This is a genomic window from Rubrivirga litoralis (assembly GCF_031846415.1).
GTDB lineage: Bacteria > Bacteroidota > Rhodothermia > Rhodothermales > Rubricoccaceae > Rubrivirga > Rubrivirga litoralis.
In genome coordinates this window covers 26,992-48,679 of record NZ_JAVRHT010000003.1, presented here as the reverse complement: position 1 = coordinate 48,679, position 21,688 = coordinate 26,992, and the positions used below count along the sequence as shown (strand labels likewise).

Sequence of the window (21,688 nt, the reverse complement as noted above, 5' to 3'; positions counted from 1 at the left end):
GGATGGAGGCACCGAGGGACGAGCAGAGTCCCGGCCCCACCCCGCCCCGCCCGTCCCCCCATCCCCTATCCCTCCATCCCTCCCCGCCATGTCTTTCTACCACCGCCTCGGCAACGTCCCCCCCAAGCGGCACACGCAGTTCGCGCGGCCCGACGGGGCGCTTTACACTGAAGAGGTGCTGGGCGAGGAGGGGTTCTCGGGAATCGGCTCGATCGCTTACCACATCCACCCGCCGACGCTCGTGGAGGCGGTGGAGGAGCCCCGAGACTTCGGAGCGGAGTACGTCGAGGATGCCTTCCTCAAGCACCGGCACTTTCTGGGACCGAAGGTCGAGCCCGGCGGCGACTGGCTGAGCGGCCGCCGCTACATCATGGGCAACCAGGACATCGACATGGCGCTCTGCGCGCCGACGGAGTCGATGCCCGAGGACACGTTCTACAAAAACGCCACGCACGACGAGCTCGTCTACGTCCACGACGGGGCGGGGCGGCTCGAGACGGTGCTGGGGACGGTTGAGTTCGAGGCCGGCGACTACGTCCACGTCCCGCGGACGATCACGCACCGCTGGGCCTTCGACGGCGGCACGCAGCCGCGGCTGCTCGTGATGGAGGCGCCAACCGACTTCCGGCCGCCCAAGCGGTACCGGAACGACGTGGGCCAGCTCCTGGAGCACAGCCCGTACTGCGAACGCGACTTCCACCCGCCGACTGAGCTCAACACGGTGGACCAGGAAGGGCGGTTTACAGTCCTCATCAAGAAGCACGGAAAGCTGTTCCCGTTCGTGTACCGCTACCATCCGTTCGACGTCGTCGGGTGGGACGGCTACATGTACCCGAGCACGTTCTCGATTCACGACTTCGAGCCAATCACGGGCCGCATCCACCAGCCGCCGCCGGTGCACCAGACGTTCGAGGCGAATGGGTTCGTCGTGTGCTCGTTCGTCCCGCGCCTGTTCGACTACCACCCGGACTCGATCCCGGCCCCGTACAACCACTCGAACATCGACTCCGACGAGGTCCTGTACTACGCCGAGGGCGACTTCATGTCGCGCAAGGGGATCGGGCGGGGCAGCTTTACGCTCCATCCCGGAGGCATCCCGCACGGCCCGCACCCGGGCACGACGGAGGCGTCGATCGGGGCGAAAGAGACGCACGAGTTGGCCGTCATGGTCGACACGTTCCGGCCGCTCAAGCTGACGAAGACGGCGCTCGAGATCGAGTCGCCGGACTACGTCCTCTCGTGGCAGCCCGAGAAGCACGGGCACCCGCTCCCCGACGCCGCCCCCATCCCGCCCGGCGCGACGGTGTCGGGCGACGGCGCCGCGGGCGCGGTACCGGACTCGCCGCCTATCGACGCCGCGCGCGGCTAGGCCACCCCGCCCCAACGGTACCGCCCCGCCCTCACGTCGAGGGCGGGGCGGTCATGTGCTGAGGCCGCGGGCGGGGTGGAGGGTTACGCCGCCTCCGGCTCCTGCACGGCGTGCTCCAGGCCGTCGCCGGAGGGCGCGAGGTCGCCGAGCAGCATCCGGGCCTGGAGGAGCCCGGCGTCGGCGTCGGCCGGCCCCTCGCCGAGACGCTCCGGCCCCGTCACGATCCCCGCTGAAGAGACCCACTTGGCCGTGGCCTCTGGAGCCGTTGCGATGTCGCGGAGGAAGTACTTGAACGAGACCGGGTTTTCACTCCGCAGGATCTCGTAGATCTCGTCGAACGCGCTGTCTCGGAAGTATACCGCGAAGTTCACTCCGTCGAAGTTGAGTCCCCCGACGTTCCCTGCGACACCGATCATGCGCCCGTTGTTGAAAGTCATTGGCGAGGAGCTAAAGTGCATGTGGACTCGGTGCCGGATCCCGTGGGAGAGGTCTGGACTGACGAGCATCAGGTAGCGTCGGTGCCATTTGGGGAAGGCGGTGCTGTGGACCTCGTAGGTCTCGATGTCGAACTGGGGCATGGGTCGGGGAAGGCTGGTGAGGTCGAGGAACAAGGGCGGCCGGGCTCCGCCCCTTCTCTCTCTTACCACGCGAAACGGCGCCCCCAGTCGTCAGTCGGCGCCGGCGGTGCGCCGGACTCGTCCCCCACCGACGCCGCGTGCGACCACCCCGCCCGACGCTCCGTCCTCAGGAGGGCGGGGTGGCGCCACGGGGATCAGGACGGCCGCCCTGATCAAATCGTGTGCGAGAAAGGAGCACGGGTCCGCCCTGTTCCGCGGGCGCGGGCGGGGTGGTCGTGGGTACTCTTTCCCACCCCGCCCCAGGTGCCGGACCGGCACGGGCGGGGTGGCCCCATCTTCCACCGCATGCCCGCCCGCCCCACCTCGTCCGGTCCTGACCGCCCGGTAGCGATCACCGCGCCGTCCCGCCCCGCCCTGCTCACGGCGGCCGACGGCGACGCCGTGTCTCGGGCGGCCGGGCTGCTCGGATCGGCCGTGCTCCGGGTCGACGGGGCGGGGCGGGTGGTAGACCTCAACGGGCCGGCCGCGATTCTGGTCGGCGACGCAGCGGCCGTCGTCGGGCGCGACGCCGAGCGCGTCTTGGGCGACCATCTGTGGCGTGGGGCCGACAGCCTGGACACGGCCGACGGCGGGCGGCTGGTCCTGCTCCGCGATGGGACCGCGCTCCAGGAGGCCGAGACGGCTCGGGACGCGAGCGAGCGGCTCGCACGGGCGCTCCTCGTCACGATCCCCGACATCGTTTACCTGTTCGACATCGCGGCGGGCCGGAACATGTGGTTCAACCGCGAGGTCGCCGAGGTGACGGGGTACACGGCCTCCGAGATGCGGGCGATGGGCCGCGGCGTCAATGGGCTCGTCCACCCCGATGACCTCGCGCGGTGGCCGGCGTTCGTGGCCGAGCGCGACGCGCTCCCCGACGGCGCGTTCGCCGCCTTCGAGTACCGGGTCCGCCACCGCGACGGCCGCTGGAGGTGGCTGAGCGCGCGCGAGACCGTCTTTGCCCGCGACGCTGACGGGCGGCCGACGCAGGCGTTTGGAGTCGCCCAGGACGTGACGGCCCAGAAAGAGGCTGAGCGGACGCTGGCCGAGCGGGCCGAGCACCAGGGGCGCATCGCCGAAGCCCTTCAACGCCCGCTCCTCCAGGCGCTGGCATCGAACGAGACCGGCCTCCGCGTCCACACGGTCTACCGACCGGCTTCGGACGAGGCGCTCGTCGGCGGCGACTTTTTCGACGTCGTGGATCTGGGGGCGGGGCGGACCGCGCTCGTCGTCGGTGACGTGATGGGGAAAGGGCTCCAGGCGGCCGCGCACACGGCGCAGGCTAAGTTCATGCTCCGCACGCTCCTTCTCGAAGGACACGCCCCGCCCGCCGCTCTCGCCCGCCTCAACGGGTACCTCTACGCTTCGGGGCCGGGCGTCGCCAGCGAGCCGGAAACGCCACCGTTTGTGGCCGCTGCCGTGGCTGTCGTCGACGTCGAGGCCGGCGCCGTGCAGTTCGCCGTCGCCGGGGCCGAGCCCCCGCTCGTCGCTCGCTTAGACGGATCGGGCGGGGCGGTCGAGCCCGTCGCCTGCGGCGGCCTCCCGCTCGGAGTCCTCCCCGACTGGGAGCAGGACGGGCCGGACGTCGTAGCGCTCGGCCCCGGCGACCTTGTCGCCCTCTACACCGACGGGATCACCGAGGCCCGCAACGCGGCGGGCGACCTGTTCGGGGTCGGTCGCATGCGGTCCGCCCTCGGCGGAGCGTGCCGCCTGCCCCCCGACGCCGTCGGCGCCGCGCTCGTCGACCGCATCCGGGCGTGGACCGACGGGGTCCGCCACGACGACACGTGCCTGCTCGTGGCTCAGGTTGCCCACCCCGCCCCGGCCCCCCGCTCGTCGTACGTCGTCCGCCACGGCTGAGGGCGGAGCCTTAGGGCGGGGTGGTCGTGCGCCCGCCCCGCCCCAAGGCTCCACCCCGCCCAAGTGTCCAAACGAAAGCGAGCCGCCCCCGGAGGAGCGGCCCGCATTGTCGTCGGGGCGGGGTGGTCGCCTTACGACTTTTTCGTCTTGGACGACGTGCTTTTGCTCTTGCTCGTGGCGCTGCTCGCGGAGCTCTTCGCCTTCGAGGTGGCATCGTCGGCGACGTCCTTTGCTTTGCCCTTCGCGTCGTCAGCGACGTCCTTCGCCTTGGACTTGGCGTCGTCGGCCACCTTACGGGCCTCGGCGCCGGCCTTTTCGGCGACGTCCGTGGCCACGTTCCGCGCCTTCTCGATCGTGCCCGACGCCGCATCACCGGCCCGGTCCTTGACTGAGTCCGCCTGCTCGCCCATCAGGTCGTCCTCGAAGTCGGTCTCGGGGATCGAGAGGCCGACGAGCGCGCCAGCGGCGAGCGCGACGGCGCCGACGGCCAGCGGGTTCTGGCTCATCTGGCGGTCGAGCCACGACTCCGCCCGACGCTCGTAGCGCTGGAGCTGGCCGCCGGCCCGGTGCGTCCGGTCGCCCGCCCCGCTCGCGAGGTCGGAGGCCCGGTCCTTGGCCGAGTCGGTCAGGTCCGAGGCCTTGTCCTTGACGGTGTCGACGGCGTCCGACGCCGCGTCCTTGGCCTTGTCGATGATCGATTCGTCGCCGTTGCCTGAGCCCGAGCGGGCGTAGGGGGCGCCGGTGTACGGGTTGTAGGTGTACCCACGCGTCTCGACCTCCTCGTAGCGGGCGTAGCCGCGACGGCGGGGCGCGTAGTACGGGTCGCCAGTGGCGATGTAGCGCTCGTGGCGGTGGCGGTCGGCCTCGGACTCTCCCATCTTCGAGAGCAGCCACGCGACCGACAGGCCGACGGCGGCGGCCGGGATGGGGTTCTCTTTGATCGTGTCGAGGACTGAGCTGTCCTTGACCGTATCCATAAGCTGCGAGCCGTAGTCCTTAGCCGAGTCGCTGATCGCCTCCTTTGCCTGATCGGCGAGGTTCGACGGGTCCAGCTTGGCGCCGAGCGCGTCGATCGTCTCGTCCATTTCGGCCCGCGTCTCGCGGATGTCGTGGGCGATGGCGTCGGGGTTGCTCGACGTGCGCGTGGTGTCCACGGGCGGGGCGGCGGGTGTGCCCGTTACCGGGTCTCTTCCTTGATCCATTGTTTGTCCTCTTTGAGGGTTTGAGCAGTCGTGTCGAGGGGCGGGGAGAGTTGCTTGATCTGGTCGAGGCCCTTCTTCAGCATCACGTAGCCGATGATGGCCGCGATGATGCCGACGATGAGGATGCCGAGCCAGATGAGGTCCTCGCCGAAAAGCTGGCCCAGTCCCCATCCGATGCCGATAAGGATCGGGATGAGGCCGGCGTAGGCAACGGCTCCGCCGGCGGCGGCGGCGCCGATGGCGCGGCCGGCCTCGCGGGCCTCTTGCGTGGCCTCAGCCTTAACGAGGCGGATCTCCTGCTTGACGAGCGTCGTCGTCTCCGACGTCAGCTCCGAGAGGAGGTCGCCGATCGAGCGGTCGTCGCGCGGCGCGGCCGGAGCCGGGTCGCCCTCAACGAGGGCGACCGTGTCGGGCGGGGGCGGGGTGGTTCGGGAATCAGCCATGTCTTAGGAGGTCGTCCGTCCAGTGCCCGTCGTCGACGTGCCGGCCGACGAGGCGCCGGCGGTGCCGGTCGACCCGGGGACGAGCGGCGTCGAGAGCGCGCGGTCCATCGGGCGGCCCGAGCCGGTCGGGAACGGGTCGCCGGTGGTCCGGCCCGTCGTACCCGTCGTCCGGGACGGCATCGACCGCCCCGCCCCGCTCATGCGCGACGACGACCGGGACGTGGAGCCCGACGGGCCGTCGTCCGAGGCCTTGAGGAAGCGGGCGCCGAAGATGCCGAGCAGGAACGCGCCGCCAACGAACAGGCCGGGGTCGCGGCGAGCGAACCGCTCCGCCTCGTCGAGGATCTCACCGACGCTCCGGTCGCGGACCGCCGACGTGAACTGCTCGACCTGGTCGGCCGCCTGGTCGGCGTAGCGGGCAAACGCGTCCTGGTCCTGGTCGCGGAGCGAGTCGCTGGTGTCGTGGAGGGCCGTGGCGACGTCCGAGAGGACGCCCGTGGCCTTCTCTTTCTGCTCGGAGGCCCGGTCGGCCGCCTTCGACTTGGCCTGCTGCGCGAGGTCTTTGGCCTCCGACTTCGCCTGCTGCGCGAGGTCCGAGGCGGCATCTTTGGCCGTGTCTGCGACGTCGGACGCCGCTTTCTTGGCGTCGTCGGCCGTGCTCGAGGCGGCGGCTTTCGCCTTACCGGCGGTCGAGCCCGACGTGGATTTCGGAGTGTTGGGAGAGGCCATACTGGGAGAGGGGACGGCGGGTCGTGTGAAGGAGTGGCGTGTTGTATCTCCTCCCCGCCCTACGGCGTTCCGCCGAGTGCCCCTAGCTTTGCGTAGGGGTTTGCCCTCGCAAGCGCCTAAGGATCCCGCGTCGCCCCCCTCCTGGCGCTCCTCCAGGCCGTTGCGCCGCCCTGCCGCCCCTGCGAGCGGAGCCTCCACCCCGCCCCGAGGCTGGCCTGAGGCGGGGCGGCGGATCGTCCGGGCACTAAAGCGGTAAGAGCACGATCCGGCTCGTGCACCGCACCGGCCGGCTCCCCTCTTCATCACCCCCCTCCACATGGCCCACATTCCTGCTACACACGTCACGGAAGACCACCCCCACCACGCCTACGAATACGGACCGACCGACTATGGCCGCCTGAGCGCCGCCATCAAGCGAGTCTCGTGGGGGGCCATTCTCGCCGGCGCCGTCGTGGCCGCCGTCGTCCACTTTCTCCTCTACCTGTTCGGGCTGGGCATCGGGCTCGGCACGTTCGACCCGGCGACCAGCGACGACACGCTGGGCGGGTTCGGGACGGGCCAGGGCATCTGGCTCATCATCAGCGGCCTGATCGCCTTGTTCGCCGGCGGCTGGGTGGCCGGGCGGCTGGCCGGGATGCCGCGCAAGGTCGACGGCGGCATCCACGGTCTGGTGACGTGGGGCGTCGCGACGATCGTCGGCATGTACTTTCTCGCGTCGGGCGTTGGCTCGGTCCTTAACGGGGTCCAGTCGGTCGTGAGCGGCGGCCTCGGGGCCGTTGGCACCGCCGTGGGCGGGGCGGCCGCGGCCGTAGCGCCGGAAGCGGGCCAGGCGATCCAGAACCAGCTCCAGAACATCGACCTCTCGCAGATCCAGGACGAGGCGGCCCAGCTCGCCCGCGACGTGGTGACGACGCCGGAGTCCGCCGGTCAGGACGTCCGCGATGCGATCGACCGGACGCTCGGCACCACGGCGCCGGTCTCGGAGGCGAACCGCGAGGACCTGATCCAGACGCTGGCCGCCAACACGGACCTGTCCGAGGCCGAAGCGCGCCAGACGGTGAGCCAGTGGGAGGACCAGGCGGCCTCGCTCCGCGCCAACGTCGAGTCCGCCGCGCAGACGGTCCGCGAGGAGGCCCCGCGCGTGGCCGAGGATGCGACCGACGCGCTCGGCACGGCGGCCCTGTGGTCGGCGATCGCCCTCCTGCTCGGCGCCGTCGCCGCGATCGCGGGCGGCGTGGTCGGGTCGCCGCACGACCTCCCGGCTGTGGCGGCCACCCGCCGCGACGCCGTCTAGTCGGCACCGCCCCGCCCGCGGCTCGGGCGGGGCGGTAGGTTTGGCGGGGCGCGCCTCTGGGCGCGCCCCGCTTTTTTTGTGCCGCCCCGCCCGGCGGCCGCCCCCGCCCCGCTCCACCCCGCCCCTTGGGTCTGCCCGTGTCCGACTTCCCGTTTGGCCAAGCCGTCGCCTGGTCCCCGACTCCCGAGCACGTGGCCGGCACGAACCTCGCGCGGTTCTGGCGGCGCCAGGGGCTCGACTCGTACGCCGCGCTCCAGGCGTGGGCGCTCGACGACGTGGGCCGGTTCTGGGACGCCGTGCTGGACGACCTCGGCGTTGAGTTTTCGACGCCCTACACCCAGATTCTCGACACGTCGGGCGGGGTGGAGCGGCCGCAGTGGTACGCCGGCGGGCGGATGAACGTCACGCACAACGCGCTCGACCGTTGGGCGGGGACCGAGACGTGGGACCGCGACGCGGTCCGCTACGAGAGCGAGGAGGGCGATGTGCGGACGATGACCTACGCCGAGCTCCACCAGGCCGTCGAGGCGTGCGCGGCCGGGCTCCGCGCGCACGGCATCGGGCGGGGCGACGCCGTCGGGCTCTACCTCCCGATGACGCCCGAGATCGTCGTCGCCTTCCTGGCCATCGCCCGCGTGGGCGGGGTTGTGCTGCCGCTGTTCTCAGGCTACGGCGCCGAGGCCGTGGCGACGCGGCTCCGCGACGGGGCCGCCCGCGCGCTCGTCGTCGCCGACGCCGCCCCGCGCCGGGGCCGCGCCGTGCCCATGAAGGAGGTGGCCGACGAGGCGCTCGCCGACGTCCCCAGCGTCCAGACCGTGTTCGTGGTCGACCGGCTGGGGACCGGCGCCCCGCTCACGGACGGCCGCGACGTGCCGTGGGACGTCCTCATGGCGTCGGGCCAGGCGGGGGGCGGGGCGGCCGAGGACACGGCGGCCGAGGACATGGCCCTCCTCCTGTACACGAGCGGGACCACGGGCACGCCCAAGGGCGCCGTCCATACGCACGGCGGGTTCCCCATCAAGGCGGCCCAGGACATGCGGCACCCGATGGACGTCGGCGCCGGCGACGTCGTGTGGTGGATGAGCGACATGGGCTGGATGATGGGGCCGTGGCTCGTGTTCGGCGCGCTCCTCAACGGGGCCACGATGGTCCTGTTCGACGGGGCGCCCGACGCCGCGCCCGACGGCGGCTCCGCGCCCGACCGCACGTGGGCGCTGTGCGAACGCCACGGGGTCACACTCCTCGGGCTCTCGCCGACGCTCGTGCGCGCGCTCATGCCGCACGGGGCCGAGCCGGTCGAACGCCACGACCTGAGCGCGCTCCGCGCCGTCGGCTCGACGGGGAGCCCGTGGGACCCCGAAAGCTGGCGGTGGCTGTTCGAGACCGTCCTGGACGCCTCGAAGCCCATCCTCAACTACTCCGGGGGCACCGAGATCTCGGGCGGCATCGTGTGCGGCAACCACGTCGAGCCGCTCAAGCCGTGCGGGTTCTCCGGCCCGGTCGTCGGCATGGACGCCGACGTGGTCGACGAGGCGGGCCGCCCGGTGCGCGGCGAGGTCGGCGAGCTCGTCGTGCGCCAGCCGTGGATCGGCATGACGCGCGGGTTCTGGGACCGCCCCGCCCCCGCGAGCGGGGCGGCGAGCGGGGCGGGCGCGGGCGCCGAGGGCGGGGCGGTCGACCGCTACCACGAGGCGTACTGGAGCCGGCTCCCCGGCGTCTGGGTCCACGGCGACTTCGCGGCGGTCGACGCCGACGGCCAGTGGTTCCTGCTCGGGCGCAGCGACGACACCATGAAGGTGGCCGGCAAGCGGCTCGGCCCGGCCGAGGTCGAGGCGGCCCTCAACGCGGACCCGCGCGTGCTCGAGAGCGCGGCGGTCGGCGTCCCCGACGACGTCAAGGGGCAGGCCGTGGTCGCGTTCGTGGTGCTGGCGAGCGGGGCCGAAGCGTCCGAGGCGCTCCGCACCGAGCTCGTCGGCCGCGTGACGGACGCGCTGGGGAAGGCGCTCAAGCCCCGGGACGTCCGCTTTGCCGACGCGCTCCCGAAGACGCGCAACGCCAAGGTCATGCGCCGCGTGGTCCGCGCGGCCCACCTCGACGGCGACCTGGGCAACGTGACGGCGCTCGAAGACCCGGCGGCCGTCGACGCGATCCGCGCGTCGCGGTAGCCGCCCCGCCCGCCCCGCCGTGAGGACGCGCCGCGGTCCGGGCGGGGCGGAACGTTTGCGGCCGCCCCGCCCGTTCCTCTCCCCCACCCCGCCCGCATCGACCGTGCCGACCCTCCCGTTCCGCCCCGCCCTGCTCCTCCTCGCCCTCGCCGCCCTGGGCGGGGCGGGGTGCAGCCCGACCTCGATCGCGGAGGAGCGCGTCGAGGAGGCGCTCCAGGGCGCCATCGGCCCCGCCGACCGCTACGAGGTCTCGTTCGAGGGGCTCGACGCCGGCGACGGGACGGCCGACCGCGTCACGATCGTCGGCGAGCGCGTCCGCCCCGCCCAGGCGCCCGCGCTCGACCGGCTCGACGCCGTGCTCGAAGGCGTCCGGTTCGACCGGGGCGAGAGCCGCCTCGAACGGGCCGAGCGCGTCCGCGCCGACGTCCGCGTGCGCCCGTCCGACCTGGCGGCGTACGTCGAGGCCAGCGGCCGCGTCCGCGAGGCGACGGCCGAGGTCCGCGCGCCTGACGTGCTCGTCCTCCGCCTCCAGCCCGACATCGCCGGGCTCCCGCTCCCGAGCGGGGCGGACATCGAGGTGACCGGCACGGTCCGCGGCGACGGCCCGCGCCTCCGCTTCGACGTGGCCGAGGTCCGCGCGGCCGGGCTCGGGCTGGGCGGCCGCGTGGCCGACCTCGTCGGCGCCGAGGTCAACCCGCTCTTCGACCTGTCCGACGTGGGCGGCATCGACCTGGGCGGGGTGGAGGTGTCGGACGTCCGCGTCGAAGACGGCGTGCTCGTCGTCACGGCCGAGGGCTCGCTCGCGGGCGTCTCGTTCGAGTAAGGCGCTTCGGAGTAAGGCGCGGCGCGCGCGTATGTTCGCCGCCCCGCCCTCACCACCCCGCCATGCGCCGCCCCGCCCGCCTCGGAGCCCTCGCCCTCCTCGTCACGGCCGCCGGCTGCGCGACGACCTCGCCGGGCGGGGTGGAACCGGGCGCGCCCGGGCGGGGCGGGGTGGCGACGGCGCCCGCCCCGCAGACCGCCCCGCCCCCCGCGGACGGCGTGGACGTGGCCGCCCCGCTCGTCGCGAGCGGCCCCGAGCTGTCCGTCGACTTCGAGCGGTTCCAGCTCCCGAACGGGCTCGACGTGGTCCTGCACCGCGACGCGACGATCCCCGTCGTCAGCGTGAACACGTGGTACCACGTGGGCTCGGCGCAGGAGGCGCCCGGCCGGACCGGCTTCGCGCACCTGTTCGAGCACCTCATGTTCGAGGGCTCGGCGAACGTGCCCGAGGGCGCCATCGACGCGTGGCTCGAAGAGGCCGGCGGCGGCGCCAACGGCTCCACCACCACGGACCGGACCAACTACACCATCGACGCGGCCTCGAACGCGCTCGCGCTCGCGCTCTTCCTCGACGCCGACCGCATGGCCGGGCTCCTCGACGCCATGACGCCCGAGAGCGTCGACGGCCAGCGCGACGTGGTCAAGAACGAGCGGCGGCAGTCGTACGAGAACCGGCCCTACGGGCTCGCCCTCCCGATCCTGGGCCAGGCGCTCTACCCCGAGGGCCACCCGTACCGCTGGCCCGTCATCGGGTCCATGGCCGACCTCTCGGCGGCGAGCTACGACGACGTCACGCAGTTTTTCGAGACCTACTACACACCGAACAACGCGAGCCTCGTCGTGGCCGGCGACATCGACGTCGCCGAGGCCCGGCGGCTCGTGACCCAGTGGTACGGGCCGATCCCGCGCGGCCCCGAGCCCCCGCCGCAGACGGTCGTGACGACGCCCCGGGGCGACGAGACGCGGCTCGTGCTGGAGGACCAGGTCCAGCTCCCGCGGCTCTACCTCGCGTGGCCGTCCGTGCCCCAGTACGCCGCCGGCGACGCGGCGCTGACCGCGCTCTCGCAGGTGCTCGCGGGCGGCAAAAACAGCCGGCTCTACAAGCGGCTCGTGTACGACCTCCAGATCGCACAGGACGTGTACGCGTTCCAGAGCGGGTCGCAGTTGGGCGGGGCGTTCTACGTGATCGCGACGGCCCGGCCCGGGACCTCGGCCGACGACCTCCGGGCCGTGGTCGACGAGGAGATCGTCCGGCTCCAGACCGCCCCGCCCTCGGCGCGCGAGCTGGAGCGCGTCGTGAACGGGGTCGAGTCGTCGTTCCTCGACGGGCTCGAGAGCGTCGGCGGCAAGGCCGACCAGCTCAACGGGTACCTCACGTTTACCGGCACGCCGGACTTTTTCGAGGAGGACCTCGCCCGGTTCCAGGCCCTCAGCCCGCGCGACCTCACGGACGCGGCGCAGTCGTACCTCCCGCTCGGCCGCCGCGTGGCGCTCTCGGTCGTCCCCGCCGGCCAGCCGGCGCTCGCGCTTCCCGGCAGCGAGACGGCCGTGAGCGACTACTGAGAGAGGGGTGACGAGCGACGGGTAAAGAGCAAACGCCCCGTCGGCTCGCGCCTCGCACTCGTCCAGCGCCGGGCGGGGCAGCATGTCCGGGCGCACTGCCCCGAGCCGCCACCCCGCCCGTTACTCGTCACTCATCGCTCGCCACCCGTCCACCATGCCCCGCCCCGCCCGCCTCGCGGCCTGCCTCGTTCTCCTCGCGCTCGTCGGGTCCGCCGGCGCGCAGACCGTCGACCGGCCGGCGCTCGGGCCGGCGCCCGCGTTCCAGCCGCCGGCCGTCGAGCGGTTCGAGCTCTCGAACGGGCTGCCCGTCCTGTTCGTCCCGAAGGCCGGCGTGCCGCTCGTCCAGGTCGACCTGCTGGTGAAGGCGGGGGCCGTGGCCGACCCCGAGGGGCGGGGCGGGCTGGCCTCGCTCACGGCCGACCTGATGGACGAGGGCGCCGGCGGCCGGACGGCCCTCGAACTGGCCGACGCCGTCGACTACCTGGGCATCGACCTCACGAGCCGGGCGGACCTCCAGAGCCTCCAGGTCCGGCTCCACACGCCGGTCTCCAAGCTGGACTCGGCCCTCGCGCTCTTTGCCGACGTGGCCCTCCGCCCGACCTTTGCCGAGGCGGAGCTGGAGCGGCTCCGCGCGAGCCGGCTCACGTCGCTGGCCCAGCGCCGCGACGAGTCCCGCGCGATCGCATCCGTCCTCGTCGACCAGACGCTCTACGGCGACGCGAGCCCGTACGGCCGGCCGACGTCGGGCTCGCCGGCGTCCGTCGGCGCCCTCACGCGCGCCGACGTCGAGGCCTTCCACGACGCGGCCGTCCGTCCCGGCAACGCGGCGCTCGTGGTCGTGGGTGCGGTCGACCGCGCGGCCATCGCCCCGCGCCTCGAAGCCCTGTTCGGCGCCGCCGCGTGGCCCGAGGGCGGGGCGGGCGGCGCGCTCGCGGGCGGGGCGGTGCCCGAGCCGACGCAGGTGACCGGCCGCGAGGTCTACCTCGTCGACAAGCCCGGCGCGGCCCAGACGGTCGTCCGCATCGGCCGCGTCGGGGCGGCCCGGTCGACGCCGGACTACGCGGCGCTCCAGGTGCTCAACACGATCCTCGGGGGGAGCTTCACGAGCCGGCTCAACCAGAATCTCCGCGAGACGAACGGCTACACCTACGGGGCCGGGTCGTCGTTCTCGTTCCGGCCGGTGGCCGGCCCGTTCGTGGCCTCGGCCGACGTGCAGACGGACGTCACGGGGCCGGCGCTCGCCGAGTTTTTCCGCGAGCTCGACGGCATCCGCACGCGCGTCCCGGACGAGGAGCTCGCCAAGGCCCGGAACTACCTCGCGCTGTCGTTCCCCGAGCCGTTCGGGTCCGTCCGCGGGACGGCGGCGCTCGTGGGCGCCCTCTACCTCGACGGCCTCCCGCTCGACGCCTACGACACCTACACCCGCGACGTGCTGGCCGTCACCGCGGACGACCTGGAGCGCGTAGCGGCGGAGTACGTCGACCCCGCCGCCGTGGCCGTGGTCCTCGTGGGCGACCGGGCGACGATCGAGGACGAGGTCCGCGCGCTCGACCTCGGGCCGCTCCAGACGCTGACGATCGACGACGTGCTCGGCCCGCAGGAGTAGCCACCCCGCCCGAGTCGTCAGCCGGCGGGGACGAGCGCGACGGCGGGCTCCGCGGGCGGGGCGGGCGCCTCGACGGCCGCGGGCGGGGCGGCGTCGGCGTCGGGGGGCGGGAGCGCGGCGCCGCACTGGCCCAGGAGGACCCAGAGCAGGACGAACACGAGGACGGTCGAGAAGCAGCCGCCGCCGAGCTTTTTGGCGCCGTAGCCGGCGATGATCGCGCGGAAGAAGTTGTTCATGGAGGAGGAAGAGGCAGAAGGGATGGGCAGGTACGCTGGGGCGGGGCGGCGGCTCCCGGGATGCGCGCCACCCCGCCCCGGTCGTCTGCCGTGACGAGCCGAAGCTCAGGGCGACCGGCACGCTCCCCCATGCCTGGGCGGGGCGGCTTGTGTAGTTTCTGCGCAGTCACCCCGCCCCGCCCGCTTGTGGACGCTAACCGAGCCGCTCAGCTACTGCGCGTACTCGCTAACGGGGTGGACCCGATCACCGGCGACGTATTCGATCCGGCGAGTCCGCTCCAGCACCCCGACGTGGTGCGGGCGCTGTACACCGGAGTCGAAGCGCTCGGACGCGCTGGGGAGGAAACGGTGCGGCCCGTGTCGCGGCCCGGGCGGTCTGGGAGGTCGTGGGATACGCGCGAGGACAAAGACCTCGTGGCACAGTTTGAGGCAGGCGCTTCCGCGGCTGACTTGGCGGCCTCGCACCAGCGGTCCACCGGCGCAGTCCGGTCTCGGCTCGTTCGGCTGGGCAAGGTCGAGGACCGGCGGGACGTGAGGTAGCGCCCGCCCCGCCCGGCCGCCTTCCACTCGGGCGGGGTGGCCTACTCGTCCTCCGCCTCCAGCGGCGCCAGCCGCCACAGGTCGCCGTCGTCCTGGTCGGTCAGGAGGTAGAGGTAGCCGTCCGGCCCCTGCTCCACGTCGCGGACGCGGGCGCCGAGCGGGACGACTTCTTCCTCGGCCACCGCCCCGCCGTCGAGGCGCACGCGGACGACGCCCTCGCGCGAGAGGCTCCCGATGAACGCGCTGCCCGTCCACTCGGGGAACACGCGGCCGGTGTAGAACGCCATGCCCGACGGCGAGATGACCGGCGACCAGTGCGTGGCGGCGTCGGCGAAGTCAGGCCGCGTGGGCGGGTCGGGGATCGCGGTGCCGTCGTAGTTGATGCCCCAGCTCACGACCGGCCAGCCGTAGTTGCGGCCGGGCTCGGGGCGGTTGAGCTCGTCGCCGCCGAGCGGCCCCATCTCGGCGATCCAGAGGTCGCCGGTCTCGGGGTCGATCGCCGCGCTCTCGACGTTGCGGTGGCCGTACGACCACACCTCGGGCTCAGCGTCCGGGTCGCCCACGAACGGGTTGTCGTCGGGGACCGAGCCGTCGCGGTTCAGGCGGACGACGGTGCCGAGGTGGTTCGAGAGGTCCTGGGCCGGGTCGAACTGGAACCGCTCCCCCGTCGTCAAGAACACGTGGCCGTCGGGAGAGAACGCGATCCGGCTGCCAAAGTGGTTCGGGCCGGTGACGTAGGGCTCCTGCGTGAACAGGACCTCGAAGCCGTCCAGGCGGGCCTCGCCGTCCGCCCCGCCCGTCACCAGGCGTCCGCGGCCGAGCGCCGTCGCCGCGCTTCCCTCGGGGCCGGGGCGGGCGTAGGAGAGGTAGACGAGGTCGTTCTCGGCGAAGTCCGGGTCGAGCGCCACGTCGAGGAGACCGCCCTGCCCCTGCGCGAACACGGTCGGCGTGCCCTCGACGGCGCCCGACAACTCGCCGTCGGTGCCCAGGATGCGGAGCCGCCCTGGCCGCTCGGTCACGAGGAGCCGGCCGTCGGGGAGGAACGCCATGCCCCACGGGTGGTCGAGGTCGCCGTCGACGAGGGCCTGCACGACGACGGGGCCGGCCTGGGTCATCACGGAGCCCGCCGAGCCGCCGTCGTACCCGTACGACGTCTGGGCCGCGGGCGGGGCGGAGGCGGCGAGGGCTGCGAGAGCGAGCGCCAGCGGGCGCCCAGAGGAGAGCAAAGTGGGCATCGGGATCGGAGTGGGATGAAAACGTAGAGGCGGCTGCACCGGGGTCGGCCGAGGGCGCCCCGCCCCAGGAGCGGACGGGGCGAATCGAGCGCCAGCCTGAGGCACGGCCGGGCGGGGTGGTCCGTTCCCCCCCGACTGCCTCGGCAACCGGGCGGGGCGGACCGCGTAGGTTCCCCCCCGCCCCGCTCAGCCCCCCCGCCCCGCCCCGCCCGCCGTGTCCAAGTCCGACCGCCAGCTCGCCCGCCGCGGCCTCCACCTCGTCCAGGCCGACGCCGAGGAGTACGCCGACAGCCCCAGCCGCCTCCGCGCCCTCATCCGCCGGTCGCAGGCCCAGCTCCGCGACAACCGGAGCCGGATCGGGTCGCTCCGCGCCGACATCCCCCGGCTTATTCGGCTGGGCTCGGCCATCACGCGGGGCGAGTACCGGCGGCTCCCGTGGCGGTCGATCGCCTTCGTCGCCGCGGGACTCCTCTACTTCGTGACCCCGTTCGACCTGATCCCCGACTTTATCGTCGGCACGGGCTTCCTCGACGACGCCGTCGTCGTGGCCTATGTGATGAAGGCGATCCGCGACGACCTCGCGCGGTTTGAGGACTGGGAGCTGTCGAACGAGCCGGCCGACCCGGACACGCTCAACCCGCCGTACTGAGGGCGGGGCGGCCGCCCCGCCCGGGCAGAGCGGTGGTGTAGAAGCGGCGGCTCGTTGGTCGGCGGCGTGCGTGTTACTCTGAGCGCCCGCGGACCGGCTCTCTCCGCGCACTTCTCCGCAGCAGCCATGCGCCCGCTCGTCCTCGTCGCTCTCACGCTCTCGCTGACGGCTTGTGACTCGTCCGAGCCCGCAGGATGCCGCTCCGGACCAGAAACCGAGCTTGGAGTCGACGACCGGATCACCTCCCCTTCCCAGATCCACTACCGGATCACGTCGCCGTCTCCAGGGGACACCCTCCGGATTGGAGAGCCGTTCCGGTTCCGGGCCGACGTGGAAGCCGTCGGCAACGTGTCGGGGGTCGGGGTGGCGCTCGTAGACGAGCGGCTCGGTCTTTTCCCGGGGACCACGCTGTTTGAGCAGCCCCTCGACGGGGAGGCCGGAACGTTCGTGATCGACACCGAAGTCCTCCTCGACTCGGTCCGGGCCGGAGCCGACCTCTCGGAGGTCTACGTCGTGGGGACGGGCAACGTCCCTACTTACACGGCGTGCGGTGGCGGGGGGTACGGGAACGCAGGGTCCAACGCGGTCCGCGTGACGGTGCTCGGCTGACACCGGACCTCACGGTGGGTGTGCCACCTGAGCCGCCCCGCCCTGGCTGCGCGGAGCGACGAGGGATCTCGATGCCGAGGCCGGAGCCTTGGGCGGGGCGGTCAGGCGATCGAGCCCGGCGGGTAGTCGGCCGGGTCGAACGTGGGCTCGGGGTACTGCGGGTCCATGGCCTCCAGCGTGTCCACGAGGATCTGGCTGACCACGAGGTTCCGGTACCACCGCGTCTCGGCCGGGACCACGTACCACGGCGCCGCCTCGGTCGTCGTCCGCTCGATGGCGACCTCGAAGGCGCGGCGGTAGTCGTCCCAGAGCTTCCGCTCGTCGAGGTCGCCGGGGTTGAACTTCCAGTGCTTGTCGGGCCGTTCGAGGCGGCGGCGGAAGCGCTCGAGCTGGTAGTCTTTGGAGATGTGGAGCATGACCTTGACCACGCGCGTCCGGGCGTCCGCGAGGAGCGACTCGAAGTGGCGGATGTGGTCGTAGCGGCGCTCGATCACGTCGGGCGCGGCCCACCCGTGGACGCGGACGATCAAGACGTCCTCGTAGTGCGAGCGGTTGAACACCTTGATGAGCCCGTGCGGCGGCGCCTGCGCGTGGACGCGCCACAGGAAGTCGTGGCGCTGCTCCAGCTCGGTCGGCGTCTTGAACGAGGCCACGTTCACGCCCTGCGGGTTGAGCGGGCCGAACACGTGCTCCGTGGTCGAGTCCTTGCCGCCGGCGTCCATCGCCTGGAACACGAACAGGAGCGCCTGCTGCCCCTCGGCGTAGAGCTGCTCCTGGAGGTCCCGCGCCCGCTCGGTGTTGGCCTTCAGACGCTCTTTCCCCTCGTCCTTCGTCAGCCCCCCGTCGTCGTCGGTGGACCGTTCGGCGAGGCGGAGGGTCTCGCCGGGGCGGATGCGGTAGCGGTCCATGCGAAGGGGTACGGGTGATGAGCGACGAGCAGGACAGGGGCGGGGTGACGAGACGGACGGGGCGGGAACGCGCCGCCCAGGCCACCCCGCCCCAGGAGGCGATTGGCGCGGGCGGGGTGGCGCAACGGCGGACCACCCCGCCCCGGCTGGCGTGGACGACGCGGGCGGGGTGGTGAGGACGGCCGCCCCGCCCGTCGCTCGCCAATCCTTTGCTGGTCGCTCCTTACCGGCCGAACAGCTTGCCGAGGGCGGCCTGTCCGACCTGCCCGGCGATGTCGTCCTGGATGCTCCCGTCGCCGTCGCGGTCGAGGAAGCCGGAGAGCGCGCCGAGCACGCCCGACGGGGCCGCCTGCCGCGCCCGCGTGGCCTCGTGCCCGAGCATGCTGGAGAGCGCGCCGCCGTCGAGGCCGCCTTGCCGCTTCTGGCGCCCGAGCGCGGCCATCACGATCGGGGCGAGCAGCGGGAGGAGCTTCGAGATCTGGCCCATGTCGAGCCCCGACGCCTGCGCCACGCCCTGCTCGACCTGCGGCCGCTCGCCGCCGAGGACGTGGCCGAGGATGCCGCCGCCGTTCGCCTGGCGGCCCGACATCTGGCCCGAGAGGAACCCGCCGAGGTTGTCGAGCAGCGAGCCGTCGTGGTCGTTCTCGAGCGCGTGGGCCAGGTTCTGCGCCCCGCCCGCCGCGTTCGTGTTCCGGTTGAGGCCGGTGAGGAGGGCGGGGAGGGCCGCGCCGATCGCCGTCTGCGTCTGCTGGCGGTCGGCGCCGATGCGCTGCGCGATCTGGTCGATCTGCGGACCGCCGATGTTCTGGGCGAGGAGGTCGAGGAGGCCGTTCATAAGGCGGGGGGTCGGGAGGGGCCGGGCGTACCCCGACCGCCCCGCCCAGGGTCCGCCGCCCCGCCCGACGTAGAGAAGAGGCGAGGACGAGAAGAAGAGAAGAGGCGGGTGCTCGCCTCCTCCGTTCCTCTTCTCCTCACCCCGCCCCGCGGCCGTCTCCGGGCGGGGCGGGCAGCAGGCGGACCGGCATCCAGCCACGGGCGGCGTTCGTGAGGAGGACACGGTCGGCGTTGCGGAGGTCGTCCGGCGTCAGGTCCGCCTCGGCGGCGCGCGGGTCCGTCGCGAGGACGTGCGCGCGGAACACGCCGGCCAGCCCGCCCGCCGCGAGGGGCGGGGTGAGGAGCCAGCCGCCCCGCTCGGCCCAGACGGTCGTGCGCGTGCCCTCCGTCACGAGCCCGGCGGCGTTGACCAAGACGGCCTCGTCGGCGCCCCGCGCGAGCGCCCGGTCGAAGCGGGCGCGGTAGTGCGCGCGCGCCGTCGTCTTGTGCTGGCAGAGCGCGGTCCCGGCCTCGGCGAGCGGCTCCGGGTCGATCCAGGCGAGGCGGAGCGGGCGGCCGTCCAGCGGGCGCGTCTCGACCTCGGCGTCGCCGCCCCGCCCGAGCGTCAGGCGGACGATCTGGGCCGCCTCTCCCCCGCCCCGCCCTGCCCACACGGCGGCGTGTTCGACGGCTCGGCGCACGGCGTCGGCGTCGAGCGCGTAGCTCAGCGCATCGGCGCTCCGCGCGAGGCGCGCGAGGTGGAGGTCGAGGAGGGCGACCGCCCCGCCCTCGGCCCGCATCGTCTCGGTCAGGCGGGGCGGGGCGGTCACAGGTCGGTCAGGACGCGCGCCTTGAGCAGGCACTCGGCGTACTCGGCGTCCGCGCGGCTGTCCCACACGACGCCGCTGCCCACGTCGTAGCGGCCCGCTCCAGCGGCGCCCACGACGGCCGTGCGAATGGGGACGCTGAACGCGGCCCTGCCCAGCCCGCCCCCGGCCGCCGGCGCCGCGTAGCCGATGGCCCCACAGTAGACGCCGCGCGGGCCGTCCTCCAGGTCGCGGAGGAGCTGCATGGCGCGGAGCTTGGGCGCGCCCGTGATCGAACCGCAGGGGAACAGCGCGCGGAGCACGTCGGCCAGCCCGGCGTCCGGGCGGAGCGCGGCGCGGACGGTCGACGTCAGCTGCGTGACCGTCTCGTAGCGCTCGGGCTCGAACAGGGCCGGCACGCGGACGCTCCCGGGCTCGGACACGCGGGCGAGGTCGTTCCGCAGGAGGTCGACGATCATGAGGTTCTCGGCCCGGTCCTTCGGGCTCGCGCGGAGCGCCTCGGCCAGCGCCCGGTCCTCGGCGGCCGACGCCGCGCGCGGGGCCGTCCCCTTCATGGGCCGCGCCGTGATCGTCCGCCCCGCCCCGCCCGACGTCTGTGGGCGGGGCGGGTCGACCCGAAAAAACAGCTCGGGCGAGACCGACGCGACGGCCGCCCCGCCGGTTTGCGGTCCGCCGGTTTGCGGTCCGCCCGCGGCGGCGGAGCCGGGCGGGGCGGGCAGGCGGAGGAACGCGCCGTACGACACCGGCTGCCGCGCGCGGAGCGCGACGAACAGGCCCAGCGCGTCGCCCCCCGCGTCCCCGTCCAGGCGAAAGCGGAACGGGGCCGTCAGGTTCGCCTGGTACACGTCGCCCCGGCGGATGTGCTCGCGGACGGCCGCCAGGCGCTCGGCGTACGCCGCCGGGCTCCACGCGAACGCCAGGTCGCGGACCGCCGCCCCGCCCGCGGGGAGAGCCGCGTCGAGGGCCGGGCCGCTCACGGCCTTGGGCGCGTCGTACACGCCGAACCACCCGAGCGGGGTGGCGGGCTCGCCGCCGGGCGGGGCGGCGCCGACGCTCGGGTGCAGCGCGTAGCCGGCCTCGTAGGCCAGCGCCCCGGCCACGTGGTGGCCGTCCGCGAGCGCTCGGTCAAAGGCGTCGAGGAGCGGGCCGACCTCCTCCGGCGCCCAGGCGACGAGCGTCCGCCGCGGGGCCGAAAACAAGAGCGCGCCCCGGCGGCCCGTGTCGGCGTCGGGGCGCGAGGCGTCGAGGAGGACGGCGCCGGGCTGGCGGAGGGCGTCGGCGAGCACGGGCGGGGTGGCTCCGGGAGAGAGAGGCCGGGTCCTACCCGCGCCCGCGCCGGCCGATCCGCTACCGCCCGCCGTCTTTGGGGCCGCCCATCTGGACGTCGGTCTCGCCCAGGCCGGGCTCGCCACCGGTGAGGTTGGCGAGCGCCGGGCCGAGCGCGGCCCGGAACTCGGTCGACCGCATCCGCTCCAGAACGTCGCCCCGCCCGGCGCAGTAGCCTAACACGGCGTGGGGCCGGTGGAGGTTGTGGAGCGCCTCGCGGACGATCCACATGTGCCACGGCCGGGCCTCGCGGTCGAACGGCCCGAGCAGCCGGGCGTAGAGCCGGTTCGCCGCCCGCTCGACGTCGTCCTCCGACGACAGCTCGCCCATCTCGAGCAGGCGCTGGAGCCCGCCCCAGACGTACCCGGCCAGGAAGTCGTGCTGGCCGTCGGTGAGGTCGAGGCCGGCCTCGGGGCCGGTAAAGCCGAGGTCGGCCAGCGGCGCCTTGACGCACGCCTCGACGTGCGTGACAGCCTCGCGGATCATGGCCTCGACGTAGGCGGGGGACTTGGGGACGTTGGGCGTGGGCATGGGGGCGGGGTGGGGAGCGGCGGCACGTCAGGGCGTTGCAAGCCAATCCGCCACTGGCTCTGCGGCCCGTTTGAGCGGCCCCGTTGTAGCGCGAGCGTGACGGCGGCGACTGCTGTTCCAGAGCGGGCCGGGTCCGAGACAGGCCGCGTCTCAGACGGGGGCCCGCCGAGGGCCGCCCCGCCCCCGCCGGCCTGGCCGCGTGTGGTGGGGCGTCGGTCCGACCGGCAGGGCGCCAGAGCACGTTTTAGCAGGGTGCGGAGTGCGGGGTGCCTGGCCGGCTCGGCCCGCCCGAGGCCGTTCTCCCTCCCCTCCTGCGGGCGCTCTGGGGCGCCCGCCGCTGCCCG

At 73.6% G+C, this 21,688-nt stretch carries 20 protein-coding genes; 9 read left to right on the top strand and 11 right to left on the bottom strand.

Annotation, left to right across the window (positions count from 1 at the left end; all coding sequences use genetic code 11):
* Positions 1-88 precede the first annotated feature (88 nt).
* Complete coding sequence (locus RM540_RS02395) at positions 89-1,369, top strand: homogentisate 1,2-dioxygenase (RefSeq protein ID WP_311661791.1); 1,281 nt, start codon at positions 89-91, stop codon at positions 1,367-1,369.
* Between the two features lie 83 nt (positions 1,370-1,452).
* On the opposite strand, the gene RM540_RS02390 is transcribed toward RM540_RS02395, so the two are convergent.
* The gene (locus RM540_RS02390; protein WP_311661790.1) at positions 1,453-1,947 is read right to left on the bottom strand and encodes a hypothetical protein; all 495 of its coding nucleotides are present in this window, start codon (positions 1,945-1,947) and stop codon (positions 1,453-1,455) included.
* A 345-nt stretch (positions 1,948-2,292) separates the two neighbouring features.
* On the opposite strand from RM540_RS02390, the gene RM540_RS02385 reads away from it, so the two are divergent.
* The gene (locus RM540_RS02385; RefSeq protein ID WP_311661789.1) at positions 2,293-3,846 is read left to right on the top strand and encodes a PP2C family protein-serine/threonine phosphatase; all 1,554 of its coding nucleotides are present in this window, start codon (positions 2,293-2,295) and stop codon (positions 3,844-3,846) included.
* 131 nt (positions 3,847-3,977) lie between these two features.
* Here RM540_RS02385 and RM540_RS02380 read toward each other — a convergent pair whose 3' ends face one another.
* From RM540_RS02380 to RM540_RS02370, 3 genes are read right to left on the bottom strand one after another with little or no spacing between them, the layout of a single operon-like run.
* Positions 3,978-5,000: a DUF3618 domain-containing protein gene (locus RM540_RS02380; RefSeq protein WP_311661788.1), complete on the bottom strand. Its 1,023-nt coding sequence runs from the start codon at positions 4,998-5,000 to the stop codon at positions 3,978-3,980.
* A gap of 23 nt (positions 5,001-5,023) precedes the next feature.
* Complete coding sequence (locus RM540_RS02375; protein ID WP_311661787.1) at positions 5,024-5,491, bottom strand: phage holin family protein; 468 nt, start codon at positions 5,489-5,491, stop codon at positions 5,024-5,026.
* 3 nt (positions 5,492-5,494) lie between these two features.
* Positions 5,495-6,220 carry a hypothetical protein gene (locus RM540_RS02370; protein ID WP_311661786.1) on the bottom strand — a complete coding sequence of 242 codons (726 nt, stop codon included), beginning with the start codon at positions 6,218-6,220 and terminating at the stop codon, positions 5,495-5,497.
* Positions 6,221-6,536: 316 nt separating this feature from the next.
* Here RM540_RS02370 and RM540_RS02365 point away from each other — a divergent pair, with 316 nt between their 5' ends.
* The 5 genes from RM540_RS02365 to RM540_RS02345 all read left to right on the top strand — a co-directional run bounded on the left by RM540_RS02365 (position 6,537) and on the right by RM540_RS02345 (position 13,670).
* On the top strand, positions 6,537-7,514 hold the full coding sequence (locus RM540_RS02365; RefSeq protein WP_311661784.1) for a hypothetical protein: 978 nt from the start codon (positions 6,537-6,539) through the stop codon (positions 7,512-7,514).
* Positions 7,515-7,651: 137 nt separating this feature from the next.
* Positions 7,652-9,679 carry an AMP-binding protein gene (locus tag RM540_RS02360; protein WP_311661782.1) on the top strand — a complete coding sequence of 676 codons (2,028 nt, stop codon included), beginning with the start codon at positions 7,652-7,654 and terminating at the stop codon, positions 9,677-9,679.
* A gap of 103 nt (positions 9,680-9,782) precedes the next feature.
* Positions 9,783-10,502: an LmeA family phospholipid-binding protein gene (locus tag RM540_RS02355; RefSeq protein WP_311661780.1), complete on the top strand. Its 720-nt coding sequence runs from the start codon at positions 9,783-9,785 to the stop codon at positions 10,500-10,502.
* 62 nt (positions 10,503-10,564) lie between these two features.
* Positions 10,565-12,064, top strand: coding sequence for a M16 family metallopeptidase (locus RM540_RS02350; RefSeq protein WP_311661778.1), 1,500 nt, complete (start codon positions 10,565-10,567; stop codon positions 12,062-12,064).
* A 154-nt stretch (positions 12,065-12,218) separates the two neighbouring features.
* On the top strand, positions 12,219-13,670 hold the full coding sequence (locus RM540_RS02345) for a M16 family metallopeptidase (RefSeq protein ID WP_311661777.1): 1,452 nt from the start codon (positions 12,219-12,221) through the stop codon (positions 13,668-13,670).
* Positions 13,671-13,687: 17 nt separating this feature from the next.
* Here the strand turns inward: RM540_RS02345 and RM540_RS02340 are convergent, their stop codons facing one another.
* Positions 13,688-13,906, bottom strand: coding sequence for a hypothetical protein (locus RM540_RS02340; RefSeq protein ID WP_311661775.1), 219 nt, complete (start codon positions 13,904-13,906; stop codon positions 13,688-13,690).
* Between the two features lie 581 nt (positions 13,907-14,487).
* On the bottom strand, positions 14,488-15,681 hold the full coding sequence (locus RM540_RS02335) for a PQQ-dependent sugar dehydrogenase (RefSeq protein ID WP_311661774.1): 1,194 nt from the start codon (positions 15,679-15,681) through the stop codon (positions 14,488-14,490).
* A 214-nt stretch (positions 15,682-15,895) separates the two neighbouring features.
* Here RM540_RS02335 and RM540_RS02330 point away from each other — a divergent pair, with 214 nt between their 5' ends.
* Positions 15,896-16,330: a YkvA family protein gene (locus RM540_RS02330; RefSeq protein ID WP_311661773.1), complete on the top strand. Its 435-nt coding sequence runs from the start codon at positions 15,896-15,898 to the stop codon at positions 16,328-16,330.
* Between the two features lie 126 nt (positions 16,331-16,456).
* Entirely contained in the window at positions 16,457-16,939 is a 483-nt protein-coding gene (locus RM540_RS02325) for a hypothetical protein (protein ID WP_311661771.1), read from the top strand.
* A 101-nt stretch (positions 16,940-17,040) separates the two neighbouring features.
* Here RM540_RS02325 and RM540_RS02320 read toward each other — a convergent pair whose 3' ends face one another.
* From RM540_RS02320 to RM540_RS02300, 5 genes are all read right to left on the bottom strand, one after another.
* Positions 17,041-17,847, bottom strand: a complete 807-nt coding sequence (locus RM540_RS02320; RefSeq protein WP_311661769.1) for a PPK2 family polyphosphate kinase — start codon at positions 17,845-17,847, stop codon at positions 17,041-17,043.
* 223 nt (positions 17,848-18,070) lie between these two features.
* A complete protein-coding gene (locus tag RM540_RS02315; RefSeq protein ID WP_311661768.1) occupies positions 18,071-18,682 on the bottom strand; it encodes a DUF937 domain-containing protein in 612 nt (203 codons plus the stop codon).
* 136 nt (positions 18,683-18,818) lie between these two features.
* Positions 18,819-19,490, bottom strand: coding sequence for an aminotransferase class IV (locus RM540_RS02310; RefSeq protein ID WP_311661767.1), 672 nt, complete (start codon positions 19,488-19,490; stop codon positions 18,819-18,821).
* The gene (locus RM540_RS02305; RefSeq protein ID WP_311661766.1) at positions 19,487-20,773 is read right to left on the bottom strand and encodes a chorismate-binding protein; all 1,287 of its coding nucleotides are present in this window, start codon (positions 20,771-20,773) and stop codon (positions 19,487-19,489) included. Before RM540_RS02305 ends, RM540_RS02310 begins: the two co-directional genes overlap by 4 nt.
* A gap of 61 nt (positions 20,774-20,834) precedes the next feature.
* The gene (locus tag RM540_RS02300) at positions 20,835-21,344 is read right to left on the bottom strand and encodes a hypothetical protein (protein WP_311661764.1); all 510 of its coding nucleotides are present in this window, start codon (positions 21,342-21,344) and stop codon (positions 20,835-20,837) included.
* Positions 21,345-21,688 lie beyond the last annotated feature (344 nt).